At 51.9% G+C, this 22,343-nt stretch carries 19 protein-coding genes, 1 tRNA gene and 1 riboswitch; of the genes, 10 read left to right on the top strand and 10 right to left on the bottom strand.

Annotation, left to right across the window (positions count from 1 at the left end):
• The first annotated feature begins 9 nt into the window (after window positions 1–9).
• The 6 genes from KB213_RS09040 to KB213_RS13105 all read left to right on the top strand — a co-directional run bounded on the left by KB213_RS09040 (window position 10) and on the right by KB213_RS13105 (window position 7,966).
• A complete protein-coding gene (locus KB213_RS09040) occupies window positions 10–795 on the top strand; it encodes an MlaE family ABC transporter permease (protein WP_068171905.1) in 786 nt (261 codons plus the stop codon).
• Window positions 792–1,595 carry an ABC transporter ATP-binding protein gene (locus tag KB213_RS09035; protein WP_211682372.1) on the top strand — a complete coding sequence of 268 codons (804 nt, stop codon included), beginning with the start codon at window positions 792–794 and terminating at the stop codon, window positions 1,593–1,595. The genes KB213_RS09040 and KB213_RS09035 overlap by 4 nt, the downstream gene beginning before the upstream one ends.
• Entirely contained in the window at window positions 1,592–1,801 is a 210-nt protein-coding gene (locus KB213_RS09030; protein ID WP_211682370.1) for a hypothetical protein, read from the top strand. The genes KB213_RS09035 and KB213_RS09030 overlap by 4 nt, the downstream gene beginning before the upstream one ends.
• A 24-nt stretch (window positions 1,802–1,825) precedes the next feature.
• The gene (gene radA / locus KB213_RS09025) at window positions 1,826–3,226 is read left to right on the top strand and encodes a DNA repair protein RadA (RefSeq protein ID WP_211682368.1); all 1,401 of its coding nucleotides are present in this window, start codon (window positions 1,826–1,828) and stop codon (window positions 3,224–3,226) included.
• A 131-nt stretch (window positions 3,227–3,357) separates the two neighbouring features.
• A complete protein-coding gene (locus KB213_RS09020; protein ID WP_211682366.1) occupies window positions 3,358–5,991 on the top strand; it encodes a Hint domain-containing protein in 2,634 nt (877 codons plus the stop codon).
• Between the two features lie 28 nt (window positions 5,992–6,019).
• The gene (locus KB213_RS13105; RefSeq protein WP_211682364.1) at window positions 6,020–7,966 is read left to right on the top strand and encodes a glycosyltransferase; all 1,947 of its coding nucleotides are present in this window, start codon (window positions 6,020–6,022) and stop codon (window positions 7,964–7,966) included.
• A 119-nt stretch (window positions 7,967–8,085) separates the two neighbouring features.
• On the opposite strand, the gene KB213_RS09010 is transcribed toward KB213_RS13105, so the two are convergent.
• From KB213_RS09010 to sucB, 4 genes are all read right to left on the bottom strand, one after another.
• Window positions 8,086–9,285 carry a histidine-type phosphatase gene (locus tag KB213_RS09010; RefSeq protein WP_211682362.1) on the bottom strand — a complete coding sequence of 400 codons (1,200 nt, stop codon included), beginning with the start codon at window positions 9,283–9,285 and terminating at the stop codon, window positions 8,086–8,088.
• Complete coding sequence (locus KB213_RS09005) at window positions 9,285–11,549, bottom strand: TonB-dependent receptor (RefSeq protein WP_211682360.1); 2,265 nt, start codon at window positions 11,547–11,549, stop codon at window positions 9,285–9,287. Before KB213_RS09005 ends, KB213_RS09010 begins: the two co-directional genes overlap by 1 nt.
• Before the next feature lie 104 nt (window positions 11,550–11,653).
• Window positions 11,654–12,625: a L,D-transpeptidase gene (locus KB213_RS09000; protein WP_249110434.1), complete on the bottom strand. Its 972-nt coding sequence runs from the start codon at window positions 12,623–12,625 to the stop codon at window positions 11,654–11,656.
• Between the two features lie 151 nt (window positions 12,626–12,776).
• Entirely contained in the window at window positions 12,777–13,886 is a 1,110-nt protein-coding gene (gene sucB, locus KB213_RS08995) for a dihydrolipoyllysine-residue succinyltransferase (RefSeq protein WP_211682358.1), read from the bottom strand.
• Between the two features lie 166 nt (window positions 13,887–14,052).
• Here sucB and KB213_RS08990 point away from each other — a divergent pair, with 166 nt between their 5' ends.
• The 3 genes from KB213_RS08990 to rho all read left to right on the top strand — a co-directional run bounded on the left by KB213_RS08990 (window position 14,053) and on the right by rho (window position 17,781).
• Window positions 14,053–14,709 (top strand): gluconate 2-dehydrogenase subunit 3 family protein, encoded by a 657-nt coding sequence (locus KB213_RS08990; protein WP_211682356.1) that lies wholly within the window; start codon window positions 14,053–14,055, stop codon window positions 14,707–14,709.
• Entirely contained in the window at window positions 14,706–16,235 is a 1,530-nt protein-coding gene (locus tag KB213_RS08985) for a GMC family oxidoreductase (RefSeq protein ID WP_211682354.1), read from the top strand. The genes KB213_RS08990 and KB213_RS08985 overlap by 4 nt, the downstream gene beginning before the upstream one ends.
• Before the next feature lie 250 nt (window positions 16,236–16,485).
• Window positions 16,486–17,781, top strand: coding sequence for a transcription termination factor Rho (gene rho / locus KB213_RS08980; protein ID WP_068171876.1), 1,296 nt, complete (start codon window positions 16,486–16,488; stop codon window positions 17,779–17,781).
• A 44-nt stretch (window positions 17,782–17,825) separates the two neighbouring features.
• Here the strand turns inward: rho and KB213_RS08975 are convergent, their stop codons facing one another.
• Window positions 17,826–18,761 carry a HoxN/HupN/NixA family nickel/cobalt transporter gene (locus KB213_RS08975; protein ID WP_249110432.1) on the bottom strand — a complete coding sequence of 312 codons (936 nt, stop codon included), beginning with the start codon at window positions 18,759–18,761 and terminating at the stop codon, window positions 17,826–17,828.
• A gap of 142 nt (window positions 18,762–18,903) precedes the next feature.
• Window positions 18,904–19,101, bottom strand: a riboswitch (cobalamin riboswitch).
• A gap of 179 nt (window positions 19,102–19,280) precedes the next feature.
• On the opposite strand from KB213_RS08975, the gene KB213_RS08970 reads away from it, so the two are divergent.
• A complete protein-coding gene (locus tag KB213_RS08970; RefSeq protein WP_211682350.1) occupies window positions 19,281–19,694 on the top strand; it encodes a DoxX family protein in 414 nt (137 codons plus the stop codon).
• 281 nt (window positions 19,695–19,975) lie between these two features.
• Here KB213_RS08970 and KB213_RS08965 read toward each other — a convergent pair.
• From KB213_RS08965 to infA, 5 genes are all read right to left on the bottom strand, one after another.
• Window positions 19,976–20,051: transfer RNA gene (locus tag KB213_RS08965), tRNA-Phe, on the bottom strand.
• Between the two features lie 63 nt (window positions 20,052–20,114).
• Window positions 20,115–20,285, bottom strand: coding sequence for a DNA gyrase inhibitor YacG (locus KB213_RS08960; protein WP_068171870.1), 171 nt, complete (start codon window positions 20,283–20,285; stop codon window positions 20,115–20,117).
• Between the two features lies 1 nt (window position 20,286).
• On the bottom strand, window positions 20,287–21,375 hold the full coding sequence (locus KB213_RS08955; protein WP_211682348.1) for a ribonuclease E/G: 1,089 nt from the start codon (window positions 21,373–21,375) through the stop codon (window positions 20,287–20,289).
• Window positions 21,372–22,013 carry a Maf family protein gene (locus KB213_RS08950; protein ID WP_211682345.1) on the bottom strand — a complete coding sequence of 214 codons (642 nt, stop codon included), beginning with the start codon at window positions 22,011–22,013 and terminating at the stop codon, window positions 21,372–21,374. The genes KB213_RS08955 and KB213_RS08950 overlap by 4 nt, the downstream gene beginning before the upstream one ends.
• 14 nt (window positions 22,014–22,027) lie before the next feature.
• On the bottom strand, window positions 22,028–22,246 hold the full coding sequence (infA, locus tag KB213_RS08945) for a translation initiation factor IF-1 (protein ID WP_068171861.1): 219 nt from the start codon (window positions 22,244–22,246) through the stop codon (window positions 22,028–22,030).
• Window positions 22,247–22,343: the final 97 nt, after the last annotated feature.

Genomic DNA, 22,343 nt, shown 5'->3' with positions numbered 1-22,343 from the left:
GGCTGAAGAGTGAACGCCGTTATCGAACTCATCGCGGCCATTGGTCGCGCCGTCCTAGGGTTGATCCGCCATGCTGGCGCTTTGGCCCTTTTCGCCCTTGAAGGTCTGTCGCACCTCGTGCGCCCGCCATTCTATGGCCGCGTCTTTTTGACGAGCCTGCTAGAAATCGGATTCTTCTCGCTACCGGTCGTGGCGCTGACAGCTCTGTTCTCTGGTGCTGTGATTGCTCTGCAATCCTATACAGGGTTCGGACAATACCATGTACAAAGCGCTATTGCAGGGATCGTCGTACTAGCCGTAACGCGTGAACTCGGCCCCGTTCTCGCTGGCCTAATGGTGGCAGGGCGCGTGGGCGCTGCCATGTCCGCTGAAATCGGCACGATGCGCGTCACCGATCAGATCGACGCCCTCAGTACACTCTCTACCAACCCCATGAAATATCTGGTCACGCCACGTCTTTTGGCCGGCACATTAGCACTCCCCTGCTTAGTGCTCATCGCCGATATTTTAGGTGTTCTCGGTGGCTTCACAGTTTCTGTTGCCAAGCTCGGATTCTCTCCGTCATCCTATATCCTCGCAACCCTTAGCGCACTGAAGACCATTGATGTGGTCGTCGGCCTCGCTAAAGCTGCGACGTTTGGTTTCCTGATTTCCTTATTGGGCTGCTATCACGGCTATAACAGCCGTGGCGGTGCTGAAGGCGTAGGGTCAGCCACAACGGCGGCTGTTGTCGGGGCCTCTATTCTGCTCTTCTTATTTGACTATCTCCTGACCGACCTCTTCTTTTCACAATGAGTGACCCTGTGAGCCAGAGCCCAAAAATTCGCATCCGGGGCCTCTCCAAAGCCTTTGGTTCTAAGACTGTGCTTGATGGCATTGACCTTGATGTCATGCCGCGCACCTCCATGGTCATTATTGGCGGGTCAGGTTCCGGGAAGTCTGTGCTTCTGCGCTGTATTTTGGGCCTCATTGAACCCGATAGCGGCAGCATCGAAATTGATGGTGAGAACATCCTCACAGCGTCACGTGCACGACGTGAAGTCCTCCGCCGCCAGATTGGCATGCTCTTCCAAAATGCCGCCCTGTTCGACAGCATGAGCGTTGCCGACAATATTGGCTTTGGCCTCCGCGCCAAGCACCATCCGGGCAGCGGACCTAAGCCATCCAAATCCCAAGCGCGCACCCTCGCAGAACCTTTACTGGAACAAGTCGGCCTCGCTCCGTCTATTGGTGCACTGGCTCCATCTGAACTCTCCGGTGGTATGCAAAAGCGCGTAGGCCTCGCCCGCGCCATCGCGGGGCGCCCCGATATTTTGTTCTTTGATGAACCTACCACAGGCCTTGATCCCATTATGGGTGCCGTGATTGATGGATTAATCGTCGACTGCGTCCAAAAACTTGGCTCAACCGCTATTGCCATCACTCATGATATGGCCTCCGCACAGCGCATCGGTACCGATGCCGCCATGCTGTACCAAGGCAAACTCGTCTGGAAAGGCAAAGCAACGGAACTGATGAACTCCGGCAACGCAATGGTTGATCAGTTCACACATGGCCGCCGTGAAGGCCCGATCAATATGGAGCCACGCAAGTGATCCCTCAACGGAACCGTCCCCCACTTTTCACGCGGCCGCTCATCTATCGTATGCTGCTCAGCTATGTGATCGCCATTCCCATGCTGTTTTTGCTTTTGCGCTACATGCAAACCCACCCAGGCATTCTCGTACCTGCGGTCGGCATGGTCGTCATTATGGTCGTATCGCGCACATTAGCACGTGCGATTTTGCGTTCAAAAGCCTAACCCTTTACCCAAAAGACTCCCGCAATGGCACGCAAAGCTTCCTCTCGTTACGTTTGCCAATCCTGCGGCACCACCACCCCAAAATGGGCCGGTAAATGCGATGCCTGCGGTGAGTGGAATTCACTCGTCGAAGAGACAGCCGAACCTACGGCACGCAAAACAGGCAACCTCCGCTCAGGGCGCCTCAACACCGTGCGTCTTGATGGTGAAGTAAAGCCTCCCCCACGCATCAGCACATCCATTGCAGAACTTGACCGCGTTTTAGGGGGCGGCCTTGTCCCGGCCTCCGTCGTGCTGGTCGGCGGTGACCCCGGCATCGGCAAATCAACCCTCATGCTGCAAACCACATGTGCCCTCGCACAAAGCGGCCATCGTGTTTTATATGTCTCTGGGGAAGAAGCGGTGGACCAAATCCGCATCCGTGCCCAGCGTTTAGGCTTAGACCAAAACCCCAAAACATTGGATTCTCTAGACCTCGCAGCCTCCATAAATGTAGGCGAAATCGTTGGCTCCCTTGAGCACGAACGCAAACATACCGTTGTCGTCATTGATTCCATCCAAACCATGTGGCTGGAAAATATCGAAAGCGCACCGGGCTCCGTAGCCCAAGTTCGCGCTTGCGCCTTTGAGCTTATCCGCCTCGCCAAAACGCTTGGCTTTGCATTAATCCTCATTGGTCACGTGACCAAAGAAGGCGCATTAGCTGGCCCACGCGTTCTGGAACATATGGTCGATGCCGTAATGTATTTTGAAGGCGATCGCGGGCACCAATTCCGTATTCTCCGCGCTGCAAAAAACCGTTTCGGAGCCACCGATGAAATTGGTGTTTTTGCCATGACAGATACGGGACTGAACGAAGTCCCTAATCCGTCAGCCCTCTTCTTAGCAGAACGACGCGGCAATATTGCAGGATCAGCAGTCTTTGCTGGATTAGAAGGTACACGCCCCGTTCTTCTGGAAATTCAGGCCCTTCTCTCACCCAAAGCGGGAGATGGTGCACCGCGCCGCGCTGTAGTCGGCTGGGATACGGCCCGCCTTAATATGCTCCTCGCTGTTTTGGACGCGCGCTGCGGCCTTAAACTAGCAGCAATGGACGTACACCTGAACATTGCCGGCGGCATGCGCGTCAACGAACCCGCCGCAGATATGGCCGTTGCTGCAGCCCTCATTTCTGCTGCAACAGGCACACCAACATCACCCACTGCAGCCTATTTCGGAGAGGTTGGCCTCTCTGGAGAAGTACGCCAAGTGTCCCAGTCCGACTTACGTTTAAAAGAAACAGCCAAGCTCGGCTTTAACGCAGCCATACTCCCACGCCGAATTGCCGCCGGCTCTGCCCGTACAAAGCCACCTGCCGGTCTGTCACTTCATGATATTGGGCATTTAACAGATTTAGTGGAACTTTTTAGTCCATCCGAGAAATAATAAATTTCATTAATTACGAAAAATATTTTGACGTTTTATTAACTAACGAAAAGATATATTTTACAATAATTATTATGCCCAAAATTGAACATGTAAAACCGTAAATACTCTATAATAGAGGACCTAAACCCATGCCGGCCTCCTCATCAAGCACATTTATCGCACCCGAAACCGGATCCTCCTACACTGTTTCAGGCGGCGGTACGATTGCCGGCACTATCGGTGGAAACCCTGGAAGCCAATACGTTACCCCCGGATTGCAAACGATTTCTTCAGGCAGCGCCATCTCCGGTTCGACCATCACCGGAACATCTCTTGACGCAATGCCAAACAAAACATTCATGCAAATTCCCCTCGAAATCGACGCAAAACAAAACGTTCTTTCAGGCGGCGCTGCACTCAACACGACATTATCCGGCACCGGAAACCCAGCAACAACCCCTCAAGATTCTGCCTTCCAAACACTACAAAGCGGCGCCTATGCCAGCGCAACCATAATCGGCACGAATGGTCAGTCCACCGTCTATAACGGAGCAATCACCGATAACGTAATCCTCACCGGCGGCATGCAAATTGTCTCCAGCGGCGGCACAGCCAATAGCATTACAGTGAGTTCTGGCACTCTTGATATTGAAGGGGGAACAGCGAGCGCTATTACTGTCTCTTCTGGCAGCGGAACCATTATTGATAATAACGGCAGCTTAACATCAGCTACCCTTAACTCCGGCAATACGCTCAGACTTGGCTCCAATACAACAGCCCATAATCTAACCGTAAATAGCGGCGCAACACTCATACTCAATAGCGGTGCAAACCTGCTCGATGGCCTCTCCCTAGACCCCGGTGCCGTCTTATCTCTTGCTGGTGCTACAAATGCCTCCGCACTCAGCGGCCAAGTTATTTCGTCTGGTGGTGTCATCACCAATGCACAAGGTCAAACGTTCACGCAAAATACACCCGTCCTTGAAATTCTCTCCAGCGGCGGCGTTCTCAATACACTCGCTATTCCCAATCTCACCACGCCATACCAATTTCTTACAACGTCCACCGGCGGCATTGACCTCATAACCAATTTCAACAAACAGGGCACACCAACCTTCACCAACCCAGAGACCGGCGCAGTTTATAACGTCTATGCTGGTGGTGTCGTATCTGGGAGCGTGACCACTCCCTTGGTGAACGGCCTTGTCTCCACACCGATTGTCACATCAGGCACACTCATTATTTCAGCCGGATCCGCCGTGTCCGGTAGCGTGATTAGCGGTATTGGCGGAACGTACGAAACAGATTCCCCCGGTCTACCAACAATAGCTGTTCCATCTTCACAAACAGTTCTCTCTGGAGGCGCAGCCCTAAATACCACGATCTCTGGCGCTAATTTTGAAGGCGGCATGGGGATGGGTAGTACATTTTATTATTCATACAGCACAGCAAGCCAAATACTCCAATCAGGCTCTTATGCCAGCAATACAACAATCGGTACCTTCGGCAGCTCTATCATCCAAAATGGCGCCATATCCGATAACGTCACCATCAACGGTGCCATCGTTAATATTGGCAACGTAATGTACTATCAAAGTGTCACCTCCGGCGGCACTCAAACCGTTCTCAGCGGCGGCACACTGAACACTGCATCCATCACTTCTGGCGGTACATTAGACATAGAAGGCGGAACAGCGAACAACATCACAACCCTTAATGGCTGGGTTCAACAAAACAACCAATATTACCAACAAGGCCCTACAGCCCTCGCCACCATCGTCGATAACGGTGGCACTCTCACGAATATATCGCTCGTTTCCGGCACACAACTTATCGTCGGGAACAACACAACCGTCACCAATTTAACGGCTAGTAGCGGTGCCACAGTCATACTCACAAAAAATGCCAATATTTTAGGCAACGTGTCTCTTGATCCCAACACGACCATCCAGTTGCAAGGTGCTGGTGCAACACTCTCGGGCATTTCAGGCGTTGTCGTCTCTCAATCAACCACCGCTCCCACGGTACAGGGTGCAGCCCTGACAACATCTCTGGCTGCTGCTCAACAAAACACCAATACAGTGCTCGACGTCTTATCAAACGGCACCATCATCAACGAAATTGCCCTACCCAACGCCAACACCCCTTTCTCTTTTACTAATGCCCCTTCTGGTAATGGCGTAGATCTCGTCATCGGCACACCCTGCTACTGCCCCGGCACGCGCATCATGACCCCAACAGGCGAACGCCCCGTCGAGGACCTTGCTATCGGTGATCTGATCCTCACAGCCAGCGGCCAAGAACGCCGAGTGCATTGGATTGGCCGCCGCGCTTATGATCCTCTTTTTGCCTTTGGTAACCGTGATATTTTACCCGTACGCTTCAAGGCAGGCTCACTCGGTAATGGCTTGCCCCACAGAGATCTCACCGTCTCACCATTACATGCCATGTTCTTAGACGGATACCTGATCCCCGCCCTACATCTGGTCAATAATCACTCTATTCACCAAATCACACGCCCCGAAAGCACAATTACGTATATTCATATTGAACTTGAGAACCATGACCTTCTCCTCGCGGAAGGTGCTGCCTCAGAAAGCTTTATCGATGACGGATCACGCGGCATGTTCCATAATGCCCATCATTATGCCGAACAGTACCCACATATCACTTCAAAGCCTGCTGAATATTGCGCTCCACGCCTTGAAAGTGGCCCCGAACTTGCCCGCATCCACACCACTCTCATGGAAGCTGCACTCCTCTCACATCAAAAGACAGCGTAACACACTCCCGATAAGGTAATATTTCCGCGTGACTGACCCCCTTACGGGCTATCTTGACCTCTGCACCCGTGATGCGCTTGCTGGCTGGGCTATGGACCCCGCCAGCCCTGAGCGCGCTATTCGCCTCAGCATCCTACAAAATGGCACCGTCATCGATGAAATTACGGCTACCCAATTTCGTTCAGATCTCACAGCCCAAGGTCGTGCAGGCCATTGTGCATTTCATTGGCTCTGGCCTGATCCGCCCCCTCATGAAGGCTGTCACATCGACATTCAAGAGGCCGAAACACAACGTCCACTGCTCAATACGCCGCTCATTATTCCTCCCCTACCCAGCGCCCTAGAAGGCTGCATAGACTTGGCAAACCGCCATAAAATAGCCGGTTGGGTACGAGATAATCTAAACCCGCATCGTACCGTATGGTTAACGCTTTATATCAATGGCCAAGCCACACAGCGCATCCCAGCCAATAGCTTCCGCCACGACCTGCGAGAAGCCGGCCTCGGTCATGGCCGTTACGGTTTTGAGCATAATTTCACCCCCCCTTTGGACCCTCTACAGGATTACAGCCTCCAGCTGCATCACGGTACAACACCCTTTTTGGAGCCCGCTCTTCTTCCTCGCGCCACCACGCTCACCACCGAATTACGCCATTATATCGCTAATACCATCAACAATATTCATAATGAGACAGAGCGACAACAAACCCTCGCTTTCCTAACGGAACAATCCAACACACTGCGCGATCAAGCCGCAGCGACGGTAACAGCACGTGCTGAAAAAGATCTTTCACGCCGTGCCAAGCGTCTATTTCAGACACCGAATACACACTCCGCACCTTGTATTCTTATCATTGATGACCAAGCCCCTGACCCGTCACGAGATGCCGGATCGGTCGCCCTGCTCTCTCATATCCGCGCCATACAAAGTCTCGGCTATGAATGCTGTTTTATCGCCTCACGCCTTCCTTCTTCAGAAGAAGACCATTTACGCCTCTCTACCCTCGGCATTACCTGCCTAATGCCGCCTATTTTTACAGGGCCAGAAGAAGCCTTAAAACGCTTAGGTGATGGTCTCGAAGCCGTCTATCTCCATCGCCTGAATAATGCTGAGAGCTACTCAGCCCTCACACGCGCATTCGCACCAACGGCCACACTCATCTGGAGCATTGCGGACCTCGCCTCCCGCCGCTTACAGCGTCAGTCCAGCGTTGAAGCCCGACCAGAACTCCTGCGTGTAGCCCAACGCTTAGAAATCCGAGAAAATATGTGCGCGTGGTTGGCAGATACCACCATAACACATTCTGATGTTGAAACGAAATATTTACAACGCCAAGTACCTACCGCACACCCCATCACGATTCCATGGGATGTCCCAATCCACAGACGCGCCAAAGCCCCTTCAACCACGCGCCCTGTCATCGCATTTATTGCTCATTTCGCACATGCACCAAATTTGGATGCAGCCAAATGGCTCATCCTCGATATACTGCCGCGTCTGTTAAAACACTTACCCAACCTAACATGCCGCTTAATCGGCAGCGCCATGCCTCACGCTCTTCATATGCTGCCACAAAACAACGTAGAAATTATTGGCTATGTCCCTGATATCGGCACAGCACTTCATGATGTAACACTCTGCGTAGCGCCTCTCCGTTTTGGAGCCGGCATCAAAGGAAAAGTCCTCGAATCATGGTCCTTCGGTGTCCCGATCATTATGACACCCATCGCAGCAGAAGGTATCATCCCTGAGGATCATCCCACTCTCTCACGCGCCATTGCTCACACAGCCGAAGACTTTACACACAGTATTCTAGCCCACCTCAAGCCTAGTGTAGCGAAAGCGCATATTACAGCATCACGCACCCTACTACGCAGCACATTTCATAAAAACACGATACAAGAACGCTTTCGATCTATTCTTCCTCCCGCAGAGGAAGGGCTCGTTGCATATGAAGAACCCGTTTTGCATTAAACGCAAAACGGGTTCTGACACATCAGTCCTTATTGGCGCACCTATTGCCAGATAAAGCCACGCATAGCGGTCAACTATACGTGTTCACATCAAAACAAATACCTACACATCAAGGCAGGTCATGAATGCTTCTGGTGCAAAACAATGCCGCCATTTTTCAAGTCAGGCTCCTGCGCGTTGCGTAATTGAGCAACAGATTGATGATACACACGAATGACCACCTCTTCCCGTCCATTGGGCCGGCGCCAGCGCTCAAAAGCCATCACCGTATCAGGGGCGGTACTATCTGGCTGATCCCTAAAGCTCCAAGATACACCAAACAGCGCCATCATAGCATCTTGGTTGGAGTCATGCCCTGCCAAGACCAAAATACGCGTCTGCGATGTAACATCAGGAATATTCGATACAACATGGTCTGATAAAAATGCCTGAATAGCATCAGCCATTTGACCATTTCTTACACGCGCATAAGCAGGAGCACGGCGTAGTAAGCTACTTTCATACTCATGCACAGGCAAAACACGCTGAAGACCATGTTCAACATCGCGCCCTTCTGAGCCGAAATCCTTTTCAGAAAAACCTTCTGTCTGCATCAAAAGAAGATTTTCAGCCAACGTTCCCGCAGTAGCGATCCCCCCTTTTAGACGCGGTTTTCCATCTTTCCACTCCAAAGAAACAGGAGCTTGGAGACAGGCTTTAGATTTATGCCCAACAGTACAACCACCCGGTGCGACCCAACTTTGTAAAGACGCTAAACCTGACAGTACACTCGCTGGAATGGGGCGTGATGAGAGCGTGATAAAATCATGCAAAATCGCCATGTGCTCCGCAGACGAAATATCATGCACAGACAAGCCGTTAAAAATCGGATTTTGCGCGCTACTCGCCCAATGCGCTACCACGCCACAAGATGGCGCAATATGCTCAGCCCAAATTTGCCCCGTACGCTGCGTGCGGTGGTCAGCAGCATCTGCCCATACGACAACATTCTGCGCAACCTCACCACAGGCACCGGCCGGAAGAATACCTTGTTCCACATACCGCGCATGTACTGCCTTCACCATCGCGGCCAAAGCTTGTTCACCATGCGGGGTCATCTCACCCGGCTGCACCGGCCAATCTGGCCAGTTAAAACCTGTCATCTCCCGTAAATCTGCAATTGGTTTCGTCGGGCTGCGCACACCATGTCGTGCAAGAAAAACGACTTTCTCTAGCACACCATCCTGCTGCACTTCAGCGCGTGCTACCGAGGCTGATGACAGAACAGCCCCGAAGATACACCCTGCGACTACAGCAATACGAACTACATGATTTATCATTATGGATATGTCGCTGTTAAGTTGAAGAACACGCTACGCCCCGCCAAACGCCAATACAACGGTGCATTACCTACATTTTGGTTGCCGGCAAAAGCACTCACCGCATGGCTATTAAACAAGTTAGAAATTTTTAGGCTCGGCGTTACATCCCGCAAATACCCGCCAATATTATGAATACGCCAACCCAAAGCCAAATCAGCCGTAGCATTGCTGCTAATCCGATATTGGTTTGCAAACACGGTCGCACCAGAGCTTTTTGCTAAACTATCCAGACCCCAGCTTGGCCCGACAAATTTCCCCATGAGAGAGAAATACGCACCGCGCGGATCTTCAAACAACAAACCTGCTGACGCCAAAGACGCAGGCGTCGAGGCAACATGAACGCGCGTGTTTTTATACGTCGCATCATTCACGCTATAATTCCCATAGAGCGAGAAGCCCCACCCCAAGGCATACTGCCCCTCAGCCTCAAGCCCCTTATAGATCGCACCACTGCTGTTCACATAAGTGGACATCGTCCCAATCTGGCCGGGAACATTAATTTGAGCCTGCGCAATATAATTATCAAAATCAATATAATAACCATCCACAGACAGCATCCAGTTCCGTCCGTGATACACGGAGCCAACCTGATAATTCAGTGTGGTTTCAGGCTTGATACTCCCCAACGACCCGGCTTGGAAAACAGCCATTGGCGGCGCACGGAAACCACGTGCGATCTGCGCGTAAGCACTCCAGTTTTTCATCAAACGCTGATTGATCGCAATCGAAGGCTGCCATGAATGATAGCTCTGCGCGGCATCCAACGGAGCCTTCGTTCCCTTATTCACAGCCGCATCGTAATCACGCTGGAACGACGTGTACTTAATCCCCGGCGTAATTGTCGCGCCATGCCAAGGATGCAAATCCAACTCAAAATACGGCTGCAACGATGTGTTCAGATCGCTAATATCATAGCTATAAGCCGAACCCGTTTTCCCAATAACGGGAGCAGAATTCTTGCTCAAATTCACCGCATACGTATAGCGGCGATCCTTTTGCACATCCGCCCAAATGCCCACCAGCGCATCGCCATAGGCCGTATGTGCTTTAAACCGCAGCGTATCACCGAAAGCACGCATGGCAGCATCTGCGTATTTTCCGGGAATATCATTCGCATAAGTCGCGATTTTTTTACCCGCCGCATTATACAGCGTCACACCATTGGCAGCGAGACTACGTTGGCTTGGGTCCGTGCTTTCCGTATAAGAATGCTCAAAACCATTCGTGTAGAGTTGGTTTTCAAAGGTTAACCAAGAATTCAAACGGCTCTTAATACCAATATAGTCAAAATCGGCTGCGTATGTGCTTGGCTGATAACCAGCATAACACTGCCGCGCAGGGTCATTACAGAGGCCGTAATTATTCCCAAAAGACTGATAATCCGCGAGGGTCGCACCCTGCGTTGTATTCTGCCACTCGCGGTTATAGGTCATCTGTACGGTGAGTGTGGTTTCGGGCGCTAATTCTGCAACATCCTTGAACAGAATATTGCTGCGACGCTCACCCGAACCCGTCAGATACCCATTCGTATCTTCATGCTGAAGGTCTAACACAGCACGCCCTAAACGCGTCTTACCGCTCTCCAACATCACGCCACCAGCGCGCGTCGCGAAGCTTCCATAAGTCCCGTACAGCGTCACGCCCGCTTTTTGTGAAGGATCACGCGAACGGAAACCAATCGTTCCACCAAAGGTCGCATTACCAATGGTTGATGCCGTACCCGGGCCACGATCAATCTGCGCCTGATCCAAAAAATGCGCGATAAATAATGACGATGTTGTGTGATGAAGGTCAGACGCATTCCCGAATGGAATACCGTCATACGTCATATTATATTGACCATCTTGGAAGCCACGAAGGCTCATGGTTTCCGCCTTCCCCATACCCGGGCCATTCGGGTTCTGAGAGAAAACACTCGGCTGAAAGCGGATAATATCATCCACACTGGCCAACGGCACGATGTTATTGCGTAAGAAACCCGCCTGAATCACAGAGGTCGGTTGCGTAATATTCAACGGTACAGAAGCTGGCGCAATACGTGCCGCACGGCCCATCACCGTAATTTTTTCAACGGCCGGTTTCTGCTCTTGTTTAAGCGCTGGCTTTTCAGCTTTTGTCGGCTCTACCGTGTCGGCGCCATAGGCTTCACCCGCAACAGATAACAAAATCGTTCCGGCCAGACATGCCGCACGAAACGCTAAAGAACGCCGAACATCAGACATCAAAAAAACCCGCCAATATTTAGTGCAATATTGCGGGCTTTCTAGCGGAAATCAGTACGTCGTTAAAATATTTTTAAGTGTTGTCACACAATCTTCACGAGTGTTTACGGAAGCTCGCGTTTGTCTGCCAGCGGATCAATTTTCGGCTCCGTTCCCGGCCCGGAATCAATCACGACAATCAAATCCCCCGCGATGGACAAAGGCGCCCGATCTTTCAACAACAACGCAGCAAAACGCTTATCATAGCTAGCCGCCTGCTCATACAAAGCGTCAATTAAACCATCATGATCCATGATCTGATTAAGCGCTGCCGGAATACGGATACACCCCTCTGAAGCCGAATGCCCCAGACGCCATTCCAAAAACTGCGGGTCTGTCGCATGGATTTCCAAACGGATTTGGCCCGTTTCATGCTTCGGCAGCCAGCCCTTCATTGCCGTATGCCAACCAAGGTCCCATACGCGTGAGCCTTTCGCACCAATCCCACGAATACCAAACTTATTTTTCGTACCTTCAGCACGATAACCAAGACGATCTATCGTATTCTGATACACACCCGTCGGCGTAATATAATAATATTTACGCGCTGTTGTTCCAGTGGAAACGGGAGTTCCCCCAATGGACTCCCACGCAGCGTCTGGCAGTGCCAAAAGAAAATCAACCCGCTGCACACTCTCAGCACGGTCCACAACCATCACCACTTGAGGGCGGTCAATTTTTTTACCTGCCTGCTCAATGGCACTTTGCGCCATTTGTACAAATGTTGCGCGTCGTGCAGGTGTATAGGGTGTGAAACGCGCGATTTTCTGACGCATTTCCTTCTGTAGACCATGCGCCACACGGCGCGCTTCTACATCATTAACAATCGGCAATGGCGGAATGACAACAGGCGGAGGGGTCGGCTTGCTTGGCGGCTGAGGGGGCGCCGCCGGTGAAGCCACAACTGGGACAACAGCCTTTTGTCCATCCGACACAGGCTCCGCTTGACCGCCATGTGCACAACCAACCAGCACACAAGACATCGTCGCAACAACCATGCCACGGCGCATATTTTGGAAAAACGGAGCAAACGTCATCAGAAAAACAGTGTCCCTGGGCTTCAACAACAAGTCCTAAACAACCGAACGAATACAAGAAAGACGCCCTAACAACCGCCCAACTGCACCAACGCTCGACATAGAGTTGAGACTGTAAAAGCCTCAACCCCGCAATAACGCATCAACCGCCTTAAAGATCCAACAGCAAACGCCGAGGGTCTTCCACCAACTGCTTCACACGCACCAAGAAACTCACCGCTTCTCGACCATCCACAATCCGGTGATCATAAGACAGCGCAACATACATCATAGGGCGGATCACAACCTGTCCATCACGCGCGACAGGGCGGTCCTGAATCGCATGCATCCCCAAAATGCCTGATTGTGGTGCATTGAGAATAGGCGTGGACAGCAAAGACCCAAAGATACCGCCATTCGTAATGGAGAATGTCCCTTGCGCCAATTCTTCCAGACGCAACCCGCCTTTGCGCGCACGCGTGCCATAATCGGCAATGCCACGCTCAAGCTCTGCAAAGCTCATCGCATCTGCATCATGCAGAACTGGTACAACCAGACCGCGCTCTGTACCCACAGCAATGCCTAAGTTCACAAAATCGCGATAAACGATTTCATCCCCTTCAATCTGCGCGTTAATGGCCGGAAAGTCTTTCAACGCAACCACAACAGCCCGCGCGAAAAAGGACATAAAGCCCAAACGCGTACCATTATGCCGTTTTTCAAAGTCATCTCGATATTGCGCCCGCATCGCTTTGGCCGCCGACATATCAATTTCATTGAAGGTTGTGAGAATCGCAGCGTTATTTTGTGCTGCCTTCAGATTCGTCGCGATGGTCTGGCGCAAACGTGACATCGGCACGCGGCGCTCCCGCGCCTGCTGCGCTGGCGCTTTAGGTGCGGCAACCTTAGGCTGAACCACAACAGGCTCTGGTGACTTCACTGCACGCTCAAAACGCGGTGCAGCCAGAGCATCCTCAGACACTGTCTGCGCTTCCGCTGCGGGCTGCGCCTTCACCTCAGCAGTCTCCATAGGAACGGGAGCTTGCGCTGTTTCATCCACCAGCCCCAAAAGGCCACCAATCTCCACTTCCGTGCCTTCTGGCAAACACTCCGCCAGTACGCCTGCACTAGGCGCCACGACCTCGACAGAAACCTTGTCAGTTTCCAATTCCAAAATCACATCATCAAGCTGAACATAGTCCCCGGCCTTTTTAACCCACCGGGCAACGCTCGCTGTCGTCAAACTTTCACCCAGTGCTGGCACTCTAATCTCGACGGCCATGTTCAACTCCTTACCTGCCATTTCACCTCGAAATGGACGCTTTTCAGTCTGTTCAACGGTTTACACGCTCTGCGTTAAAGACAATATCGCATCTTACGGACCTGCGGAAACTAGGAACCTTCACGTCCGCATGAGTTTTAAAGCAGGACCCAGAGATGAGGCCGTCATGACCACACACGCTGCTCCCCCTAAGATTTTACAATCCGACAGGATTTCCAGCCGCACCCGTAGTATTTTACAAGCACGCCGCACCGCGCCCCAAACACCCATAGCGCGCACTCTCTCGCCCGCAGCTTATGACACACTCACAGCGCTGGTACCGGCTTTATTACCACAAGATGAGTTACTTTCACCTACTGAGGTGATTGATCTCCCACACGCTATCGACCGCGCCTTAACCGGCCCCCGCGATGGCTGGCGCTTCGCTGAGCTTCCCTCCGATGCATGCGCTTGGGAATATGCGCTCCTCACAATAGCCGAGCATACCCACAATAAATTCGGCGTGTCCCCACACGCACTTTCACTAGATCAACTTGGCCTATTGTTAGACAGCATTACGGATGGTCAAATTGGCAGCGAAGCACCGCAGCGCTTAACGGCTTTCCAAATGCAGCGTTGGTCCAGTGACTTCCGCGCCGACGTCATCGAAGCCTTTCTCGCGCATCCTCATGCCCAACAAGCACTCGGCATTTCAGCCTATCTCAATGGTGACGACGACACGCTCACCGGCTTTCACAACGTTACCCCTGACACGGCTGAAGCTTTTGAACCTATCCCCTCGACACCCCTCACAGCCCCCCAACCCCAAGAGCGCTCATCATGAAGACCTATCCCGTGACTGAAACGGCTGATGTTGTCATCATCGGCAGCGGTGCTGGTGGCGCCCCTCTCGCTGCGCGACTGGCACAAGCGGGAAAGCGCGTCATAGTTCTTGAAGCTGGCCCGCACTTTAATGCCTCTGATTATACACCAGATGAAATCGAGGCTCGGGAACTCTATTGGCTCAATGAACGCCTTTCCGGCGGCATAAATCCACAAGCCTTTGGCGGCAATAATAGCGGCACCGGGGTTGGAGGCTCCCTCCTGCATTATGGCGCGTTCATGCCACGTCCAGACCCTCGTGACATGATGCTCCATACCGAAACCGGCATGAGTGTCGACTGGCCTTTTCAATACAATGAGCTTCTGCCTTACATCGAAAAAGTCGAAGCTTTTATTGGCGTATCAGGCCCCGAACATTACCCTTGGGACCCCACGCGCCACTACCACTACGCTCCCCCACCAGCGAACTCCGCCGCTTTGAAAATGCGTGACGGATGCGATGCTCTCGGCATCCGTCATGCTGATGGCCCCACCGCCCTCATTACACATACCATCGACCAGCCCCATTTCGGCACACGTGAAGCCTGCGTCAACTGTGGCGCCTGCCATCAAGGCTGCCGCAACGGCGCTAAATCCACCCCAGACAACACATGGCTTCCCCTCGCCGTCGCCCACGGGGCCGAAATCCGTGCCGACTGCGTTGTGCATACTCTCGAAACCGATCAGCGCGGCCATATCACAGGAGTCGTTTATCGCCATAAAGGCCGTGATATCCGTCAAAACTGTGATCAATTAGTACTCTCTGCCGGAGCCGTCGAAACAGCACGCTTGCTGCTGCATAATGGCCTCGCCAATCGCTCTGGTCAGGTTGGCGAAAACTACATGACCCATATTTCAACGCAGGCTTGGGGCGTCTTTGACGAAGATTTGCGCCCGAACCGAGGGTACCCATCCCTCACCATTACCGAAGACATGATGCGCCCTAAAGATGCCGATTTCGCGGGCGGTTACCTCATCCAATCTCTCGGTATGATGCCCGTCACATGGGGAAGCCTCGTCGCGCGCGGCACCACCCGCCGTGGTCCAGAATTGGCGAGAACGTTAGCACAATATAATCGTAGCGCAGGCCTTGGTATCCATGGGGATTGTATACCCAACCCCAATAACCGTGTCGTCCTTTCTGATGAGAAAGATGCGCTCGGTATTCCCAAGCCTTTGATCACGCATAGCTATGGCCCAAATGAACTGGCCATGCACGCACATGCGTCAAAACTTCTCACTTCTCTCTGGCAAGCTGCTGGTGCCAAAGATATTCGCATCCTTGACCGCGCCGCTCATATGATTGGAACAGCTCGTATGGGAACCAACGCAGATCAAGCCGTTGTTTCCCCTTATGGTCAAAGCTTTGATATCCCTAACCTTTGGATTAGTGATCACTCAACCTTCCCCAGCGCAACAGCAGCCAACCCAGCTCTTGCCATTATGGCACTCTCACTACGCACAGCAGATGCTATGCTACGCCAATAACAAAAACCTCCCCCAAGGCCAGCCACGCCTTGGGGGTTGACAGAATATTCTCTCTCCTCATAAAGTCCCCATGACTGATCGAGCGGCCTAGGCCGTACAGTCTCCCTTCTTTTGCGGATGTTCCTCTCTTTTAGGCCCTTTTCTTGTAAAAGCTCCCTAGAAGATACCCCTAGCCGACATAATCGGCCGCAAAACGGCACATCCTTCCCCCCTATGTTACGCCCAGAGGGCCAATCAAGGCGCATCCTGCATGCATCTCGCCGAACTTAAAAAGAAATCACCCGCAGACCTTCTGGACTATGCAGAAGAGCTGGAAATCGAAAACGCTTCGTCCATGCGTAAGCAGGACATCATGTTTGCCATCCTCAAATCCTTGGCTGAACGCGATCAAGCCATTTACGGGGAAGGTACACTTGAGATCCTAGCCGATGGCTTTGGATTCCTCCGCAGCCCAGAAGCAAACTACCTGCCAGGCCCTGACGATATTTATATCTCACCTGCTCAGGTCCGTCGTTTTGGCCTACGCCCAGGTGATACGGTTGAAGGTCAAATCCGCGCACCACGCGACGGTGAGCGCTACTTCGCACTGCTCAAAGTCAACTCCATCAACTTCGAAGACCCTGAAACGGTTCGTACCCGTATCAACTTCGACAATCTGACGCCGCTTTATCCTGAGCGCCGCTTGAAGATGGAAGTCGAACAAGCTGAGGCCGCACCGACAGAAAACCGTGGCCGCGGCAAAAAAGATCAACGCGATTACACACCGCGCGTGATTGACCTCGTCACTCCCATCGGTATGGGCCAACGTGCACTGATCGTTGCACCACCCCGCACGGGTAAGACCGTGATGCTCCAAAGCATCGCAGCATCCATTTCCGCCAATCACCCAGACGTTTTCTTGATCGTTCTTCTCATTGATGAGCGCCCAGAAGAAGTCACGGATATGGCTCGTTCTGTCCGCGGTGAAGTCGTCTCATCCACCTTTGACGAACCAGCAACACGCCACGTCCAAGTCACCGAGATGGTGCTGGAAAAGGCAAAGCGCTTGGTCGAACATAAGCGTGACGTTGTGATCCTTCTGGATTCCATCACCCGCCTTGCTCGTGCATACAACACCGTTGTGCCATCATCCGGTAAGGTCTTAACCGGTGGTGTGGACGCAAATGCCCTGCAACGCCCAAAGCGTTTCTTCGGTGCGGCGCGTAACATTGAAGAAGGCGGCTCCCTGACGATCATCGCAACAGCGCTGATCGACACAGGCTCCCGCATGGATGAAGTCATCTTCGAAGAGTTCAAGGGCACCGGTAACGCCGAGCTTATCCTTGACCGTAAGTTGGCTGACAAGCGTACCTTCCCTGCCATCGACATCACAAAGTCTGGCACACGTAAGGAAGAAATGCTGGTCGACCGTAACGATCTTTCCAAAATGTGGGTCTTGCGCCGCATCCTCGCCCCAATGGGTACGATGGATGCCATGGACTTCTTGCTCGACAAGCTCAAATACAGCAAGTCGAACAATGATTTCTTTGATGCTATGAATAATTAAAGAAAGGGGCGGTCTGTTACAGAACAGACCGCCCTTTTTTTACCTTACTGAAGGTTTCTCTGCACACTACCTGCGTAACGATACATAATCATCGAAACACCCCATGCCGCGATAAAAAGCGCAATAATCACAAATCCCAAATCATTAAAATTATCACTTAACCCAGAAATCATACGCCAAAACCAGCCTTGGCCATTACAATAGTCATCAATCAAACGTAGTGCCTCAATACAGCCAATGAATAAGGCAACCACAATAGACACGAGCGTAATCGTCAGATTGTAATATATTTTTCGCATAGGGTGGATAAAGGCCCATCGATAGGCCCCTAACATCAGCACACCATCTGTCGTATCGATCAAAGACATTCCCGCAGCAAACAAAGCCGGAAACACCATAACCGTTCCCAAAGATACACCATGAGAAGCCTGACTAGCTGATAACCCCAGCAAAGAGACTTCCGTTGCTGTATCAAAGCCGAGCCCAAATAAAAAACCCAGCAAAAGCATATGCCAGCTCTGCGTAACCAATTGAAAAAGAGGCCGCAACAACCGTGCTATCAGCCCTCGTCCATTCAAAAGTGCATTAAAATCTTCTTCAACATAGGAGCCACCAGCACGGAATTGACGATATATTCGCCAAATACCACGCAATACAAAAATATTTGTTAGCGCTAATATAAACAAAAAACCCGCTGATACGACTGTACTGATTAAACCACCAATATCACGAAAATGCGCAAAGTGCTTTTGTAGCAAAGATGAAAGAACAACAGCGCCTACGGTCGCAATCACCACAATCGCTGAATGTCCTAACGCAAACCAAAATCCCGTCGTTAATGGCCACTTACCCAACTGCACCAATTTGCGCGTCACATTATCAATAGACGCGATATGGTCTGCATCGACTGCATGTCGTAAGCCAAAACCATAAGCGAGCACGGCATTACCCAACATCAAAGGTTGATGTCGAAATACCATAAAAGCCCATACCCATACGGCCACATTAGCACTGATTAAAACACCATAGAGCCCAGTAATGCGGCGCCGCAATCGTGGCTCTCTCATTCGGCCTAACAACATAATTTTTATCCCTGCCCAGCACACCCCGGCTGAGTCCTCATGGCGTTCCATGATGAAGGTAGGTCTCCTGGCTCACAGGTCATCGTAAAACCGCACCTTCCCAGCACTTTACACACCAGTGGCATTATCGCGGTCACTCACCGTTCACAGTTGCGGGGACAGCCGCCGTCTAAACCTTATGGCTCTTCAGCGTTCCCTCTTAGCTTGCTTGCGCAAGACCCTCATCCTTTAAACCAGTCCTACGCAGCTACTCCCACAATGGAAAGAGTGTGACACTCTCAACTGTACCCTTCCCTTAAGGATCACATAATAAAAATAAGAAATGATGCTTTTCTTTAGTTTCTATTTTTAATAGCCAGCAAGCCCGTTATCGTCACGACAACACAACAATACAGCCCCTTAAAAGGAACCAATCACATGAACGCCTTCTTCCCCCGCGATACACTTTTGCTCATCGCCCGCCTTGGCCTTGCACTTTTATTTCTTGTCATGGGATGGGGAAAAATATCTGACTTTTCCGGCGCAGTTGGTTACATGATACACGCCGGTGCACCACTCCCCACTCTTTCCGCCATCATAGCAATCGTGGCAGAGTTAGGCGGTGGTCTTGCTCTTGTCTTCGGCGTTCTTGTTGAGCCCGTCGCCATCCTGCTCTCGGTCTATACAATCGCTACAGGCTTCATCGGTCACCATTTTTGGACGATGAGTGGCATGATGCGCTACGATATGATGATTCATTTCTATAAAAATATCAGCATTGCAGGCGGCTTACTGGCAGTCGCAGCCACAGGAGCGGGGCGCTTCAGCCTCACCAAAAAACAAATATCCTAAATCACTATTCAACATGCTTGGGCGTGAAAACCCAAGCAGTCGCTTTTCTTTCGCATCATAGAAAGATCTGCAGAGCTTTCTATGCCCCCCTCACATGAGGAAATCTATCTATTATTGATTGCACGATGCACAGCGTACCAACCGTCTTCGCCATCATACGCGAATACAATAGCAAACCCCTTAGCTATAGTTTGCAGGGCACAAGAAAACTTAGCGCATTCTGCACTGCACTTCGAAGAAGTCAGTTTTATTTTCTTATAGAATTTTTATGGATTTTTAAATGGTGCCCAAGGGCGGGATCGAACCACCGACACTGCGATTTTCAGTCGCATGCTCTACCAACTGAGCTACTTGGGCACCGGCCGTCTGAAGAGTTACTTCAACCGGTGACGGGGTAGTTAGCCCATCCCCGTCAGATGATCAACCCTCTTTACCAAAAGAATTTTCAATTTCTTCATCATTGTCCTGACGAAGGGACGGAACACGGTATTCCCCCGTGAACCAACGCCCCAAATCGACATCAGCACAGTGCTGCGAACAAAACGGACGAAAAGCTTGTTCTGTTGTACGCTTACAAACAGGGCACGCCATTTTATACCAAACTCCACTGGGAAACAGAGCGCTCAGGGTCAACAACCAACTCTAAGGACGCAGCTCGCTGTAAGATACACTCTTCAAGCGCATCAGGGTCACGCTCTAAAGCCCGCACCACCGAAATAGACGCGACCAGTTGTGTACCCTTCCGCCCTTCGCGCAGAATCTGACGCAGTATAGCCAGCGCCTTACCATGTGCAGAGTGCATCACCTCGTGCATTGGCGGGCGCGTACGCTTCCGTACCACCTCTAAAAGTCCAGAAGGCGTCGCACCCAACACTTCTGGCTGTATGATGTCAGTTGCCAGGGCCGTTTTCAGAAAACCTGCCAATGCAGGTCTCTTCCTAGTACGCACCCCAGCGGCATCAATAAGCAAAGTACCGGAGACATTCCGTAGCCGAATTTCACGGGCCAAAGCCGGGAACGCAGCTACATTCCCCGCAAAATCCGGCTGCGCCCCAGCGGGATGTCCTGCGCTATCTAAATCAATCGCAACAAGGGCTGGCGTAAAGGAAAATAATGCTGTCAAACCACCAATCGAAGCATCGCTACTTCCTAGCGTATCAAAAACAGCCTCTTGCTCGGCATCAAACGCCGCCTGCACATAATGGCAGCGCTTCCGTAACGTCACGGGCAAGCGCACACCCATACTCTGGCTATCAAGAATGATAGGGGCCTCGGGATAACGCTGCGCAAGCTCTTCCAAAGGTGTTGCGCCATAAGACACACGGTGAGGCGCATTCACATCATCAGGCACAGCCTGATCCATCAAACGCAGTCTCAAACCTTTATTATTTTGTGCCGCCCGTACAACCTGAGCAACGGCCAAACGCCCCTGCTCAATAGGCTTTCGGCACGGCATAAAACCCGTTACGCCCCCTTCAAGAAGGACAAACATCCCCCCCAAAGCAGGCGTAATGGTCTGTACACGCACAACATGCACATCCCCCACACCATCTGGCGCACCCGGCCGCCATATAGCAGCATCTAACCAGCCTGATGTGGTACCATCGTCATCAGCACAATCTGTATCAATGACAGCAATACGCATCTCACCTGGTGAACAGGCTGCACGTATCTCGATCATACAATCCAAGTTGCCGCCAAACCCGGTTGGCCACGCAGTAATTGCGCTGTTTCAAACAACGGCAAACCAACAACGCCAGAATAACTGCCACCAATTTGGCGAATATGTGCCGCCGCTGCACCCTGAATCGCGTAACCACCAGCTTTGCCGCGCCAGTCACCTTGCGCAATCAACGCATCAATTTGATGATCCGTTAAGCGGTGAAACGCCACCGATGTTTCCACCAAACGTTCACAGGCAACCCCATGCGTATTGGCGGCACTGGGCTTCAACACAACCGCGGTATAAACGCGATGGCTCCGCCCAGAAAGCAACTTCAGGCATGCACGGGCTGTCTTCTCGTCTTCTGCTTTCGGCAGAATCCGTCGTCCCACAGCAACAACCGTATCTGCACCAAGAATGAGAGCAGAATCTGCACATTGCTCAGCAATGCAAAGTGCCTTTGTCTGCGCCAAACGGCGGACGAGTACACGCGGCAACTCCTGCGGGCGTGGTTCTTCATCAATATCTGCCGCCTGCACCCGATCTGGGCACACGCCAATCTGTTTCAACAGATCAAGGCGGCGTGGCGAAGCTGACGCAAGAACCAGTGCCGGGCGCTGCACATCCGCAGTTTCCGGCGCTAAAGAATCGGTCATGCCGCGTCCCGCTATTATTTAAAGCGGAAGGTAATACGACCCTTCGTCAGGTCATATGGCGTCATTTCAACGTTCACACGGTCACCAGCGAGAACACGAATACGGTTCTTACGCATCTTGCCGCTCGTATGCGCCAAAATGGTGTGTTCATTATCAAGCGTTACGCGGAACATCGCGTTCGGCAGCAGCTCCATAACGGTGCCAGTAAATTCGATCAGATCTTCTTTCGACATGTTAGTCCTTGTCTGAGGGTACGGTCCATGATGGAAAATACAGGGCCCCTGCCCTGCAGCTCGGCCTAAAAGCCGAAAAAACCAGTGTGCTATGTGC

This window comes from Neokomagataea anthophila, assembly GCF_018122595.1.
Classification (GTDB): domain Bacteria; phylum Pseudomonadota; class Alphaproteobacteria; order Acetobacterales; family Acetobacteraceae; genus Gluconobacter; species Gluconobacter anthophilus.
Note: the sequence above shows the minus strand (reverse complement) of the source record. Positions and strands in the feature narration are given on the sequence as shown.

Excerpts from the sequence above, each read along its gene's own strand:
- KB213_RS09000 (WP_249110434.1), bottom strand. The coding sequence starts at position 12,625 with ATGACGTTTGCTCCGTTTTTCCAAAATATGCGCCGTGGCATGGTTGTT.
- KB213_RS08975 (WP_249110432.1), bottom strand. The coding sequence starts at position 18,761 with ATGGTATTTCGACATCAACCTTTGATGTTGGGTAATGCCGTGCTCGCT.
- sucB (WP_211682358.1), bottom strand. The coding sequence starts at position 13,886 with ATGGCCGTCGAGATTAGAGTGCCAGCACTGGGTGAAAGTTTGACGACA.
- KB213_RS08970 (WP_211682350.1), top strand. The coding sequence starts at position 19,281 with ATGAACGCCTTCTTCCCCCGCGATACACTTTTGCTCATCGCCCGCCTT.
- KB213_RS09020 (WP_211682366.1), top strand. The coding sequence starts at position 3,358 with ATGCCGGCCTCCTCATCAAGCACATTTATCGCACCCGAAACCGGATCC.
- rho (WP_068171876.1), top strand. The coding sequence starts at position 16,486 with ATGCATCTCGCCGAACTTAAAAAGAAATCACCCGCAGACCTTCTGGAC.
- radA (WP_211682368.1), top strand. The coding sequence starts at position 1,826 with ATGGCACGCAAAGCTTCCTCTCGTTACGTTTGCCAATCCTGCGGCACC.
- KB213_RS08985 (WP_211682354.1), top strand. The coding sequence starts at position 14,706 with ATGAAGACCTATCCCGTGACTGAAACGGCTGATGTTGTCATCATCGGC.
- KB213_RS09010 (WP_211682362.1), bottom strand. The coding sequence starts at position 9,285 with ATGATAAATCATGTAGTTCGTATTGCTGTAGTCGCAGGGTGTATCTTC.
- KB213_RS08955 (WP_211682348.1), bottom strand. The coding sequence starts at position 21,375 with ATGATCGAGATACGTGCAGCCTGTTCACCAGGTGAGATGCGTATTGCT.
- KB213_RS08950 (WP_211682345.1), bottom strand. The coding sequence starts at position 22,013 with ATGACCGATTCTTTAGCGCCGGAAACTGCGGATGTGCAGCGCCCGGCA.
- KB213_RS08960 (WP_068171870.1), bottom strand. The coding sequence starts at position 20,285 with ATGGCGTGCCCTGTTTGTAAGCGTACAACAGAACAAGCTTTTCGTCCG.
- KB213_RS09005 (WP_211682360.1), bottom strand. The coding sequence starts at position 11,549 with ATGTCTGATGTTCGGCGTTCTTTAGCGTTTCGTGCGGCATGTCTGGCC.
- infA (WP_068171861.1), bottom strand. The coding sequence starts at position 22,246 with ATGTCGAAAGAAGATCTGATCGAATTTACTGGCACCGTTATGGAGCTG.
- KB213_RS09035 (WP_211682372.1), top strand. The coding sequence starts at position 792 with ATGAGTGACCCTGTGAGCCAGAGCCCAAAAATTCGCATCCGGGGCCTC.
- KB213_RS08990 (WP_211682356.1), top strand. The coding sequence starts at position 14,053 with ATGACCACACACGCTGCTCCCCCTAAGATTTTACAATCCGACAGGATT.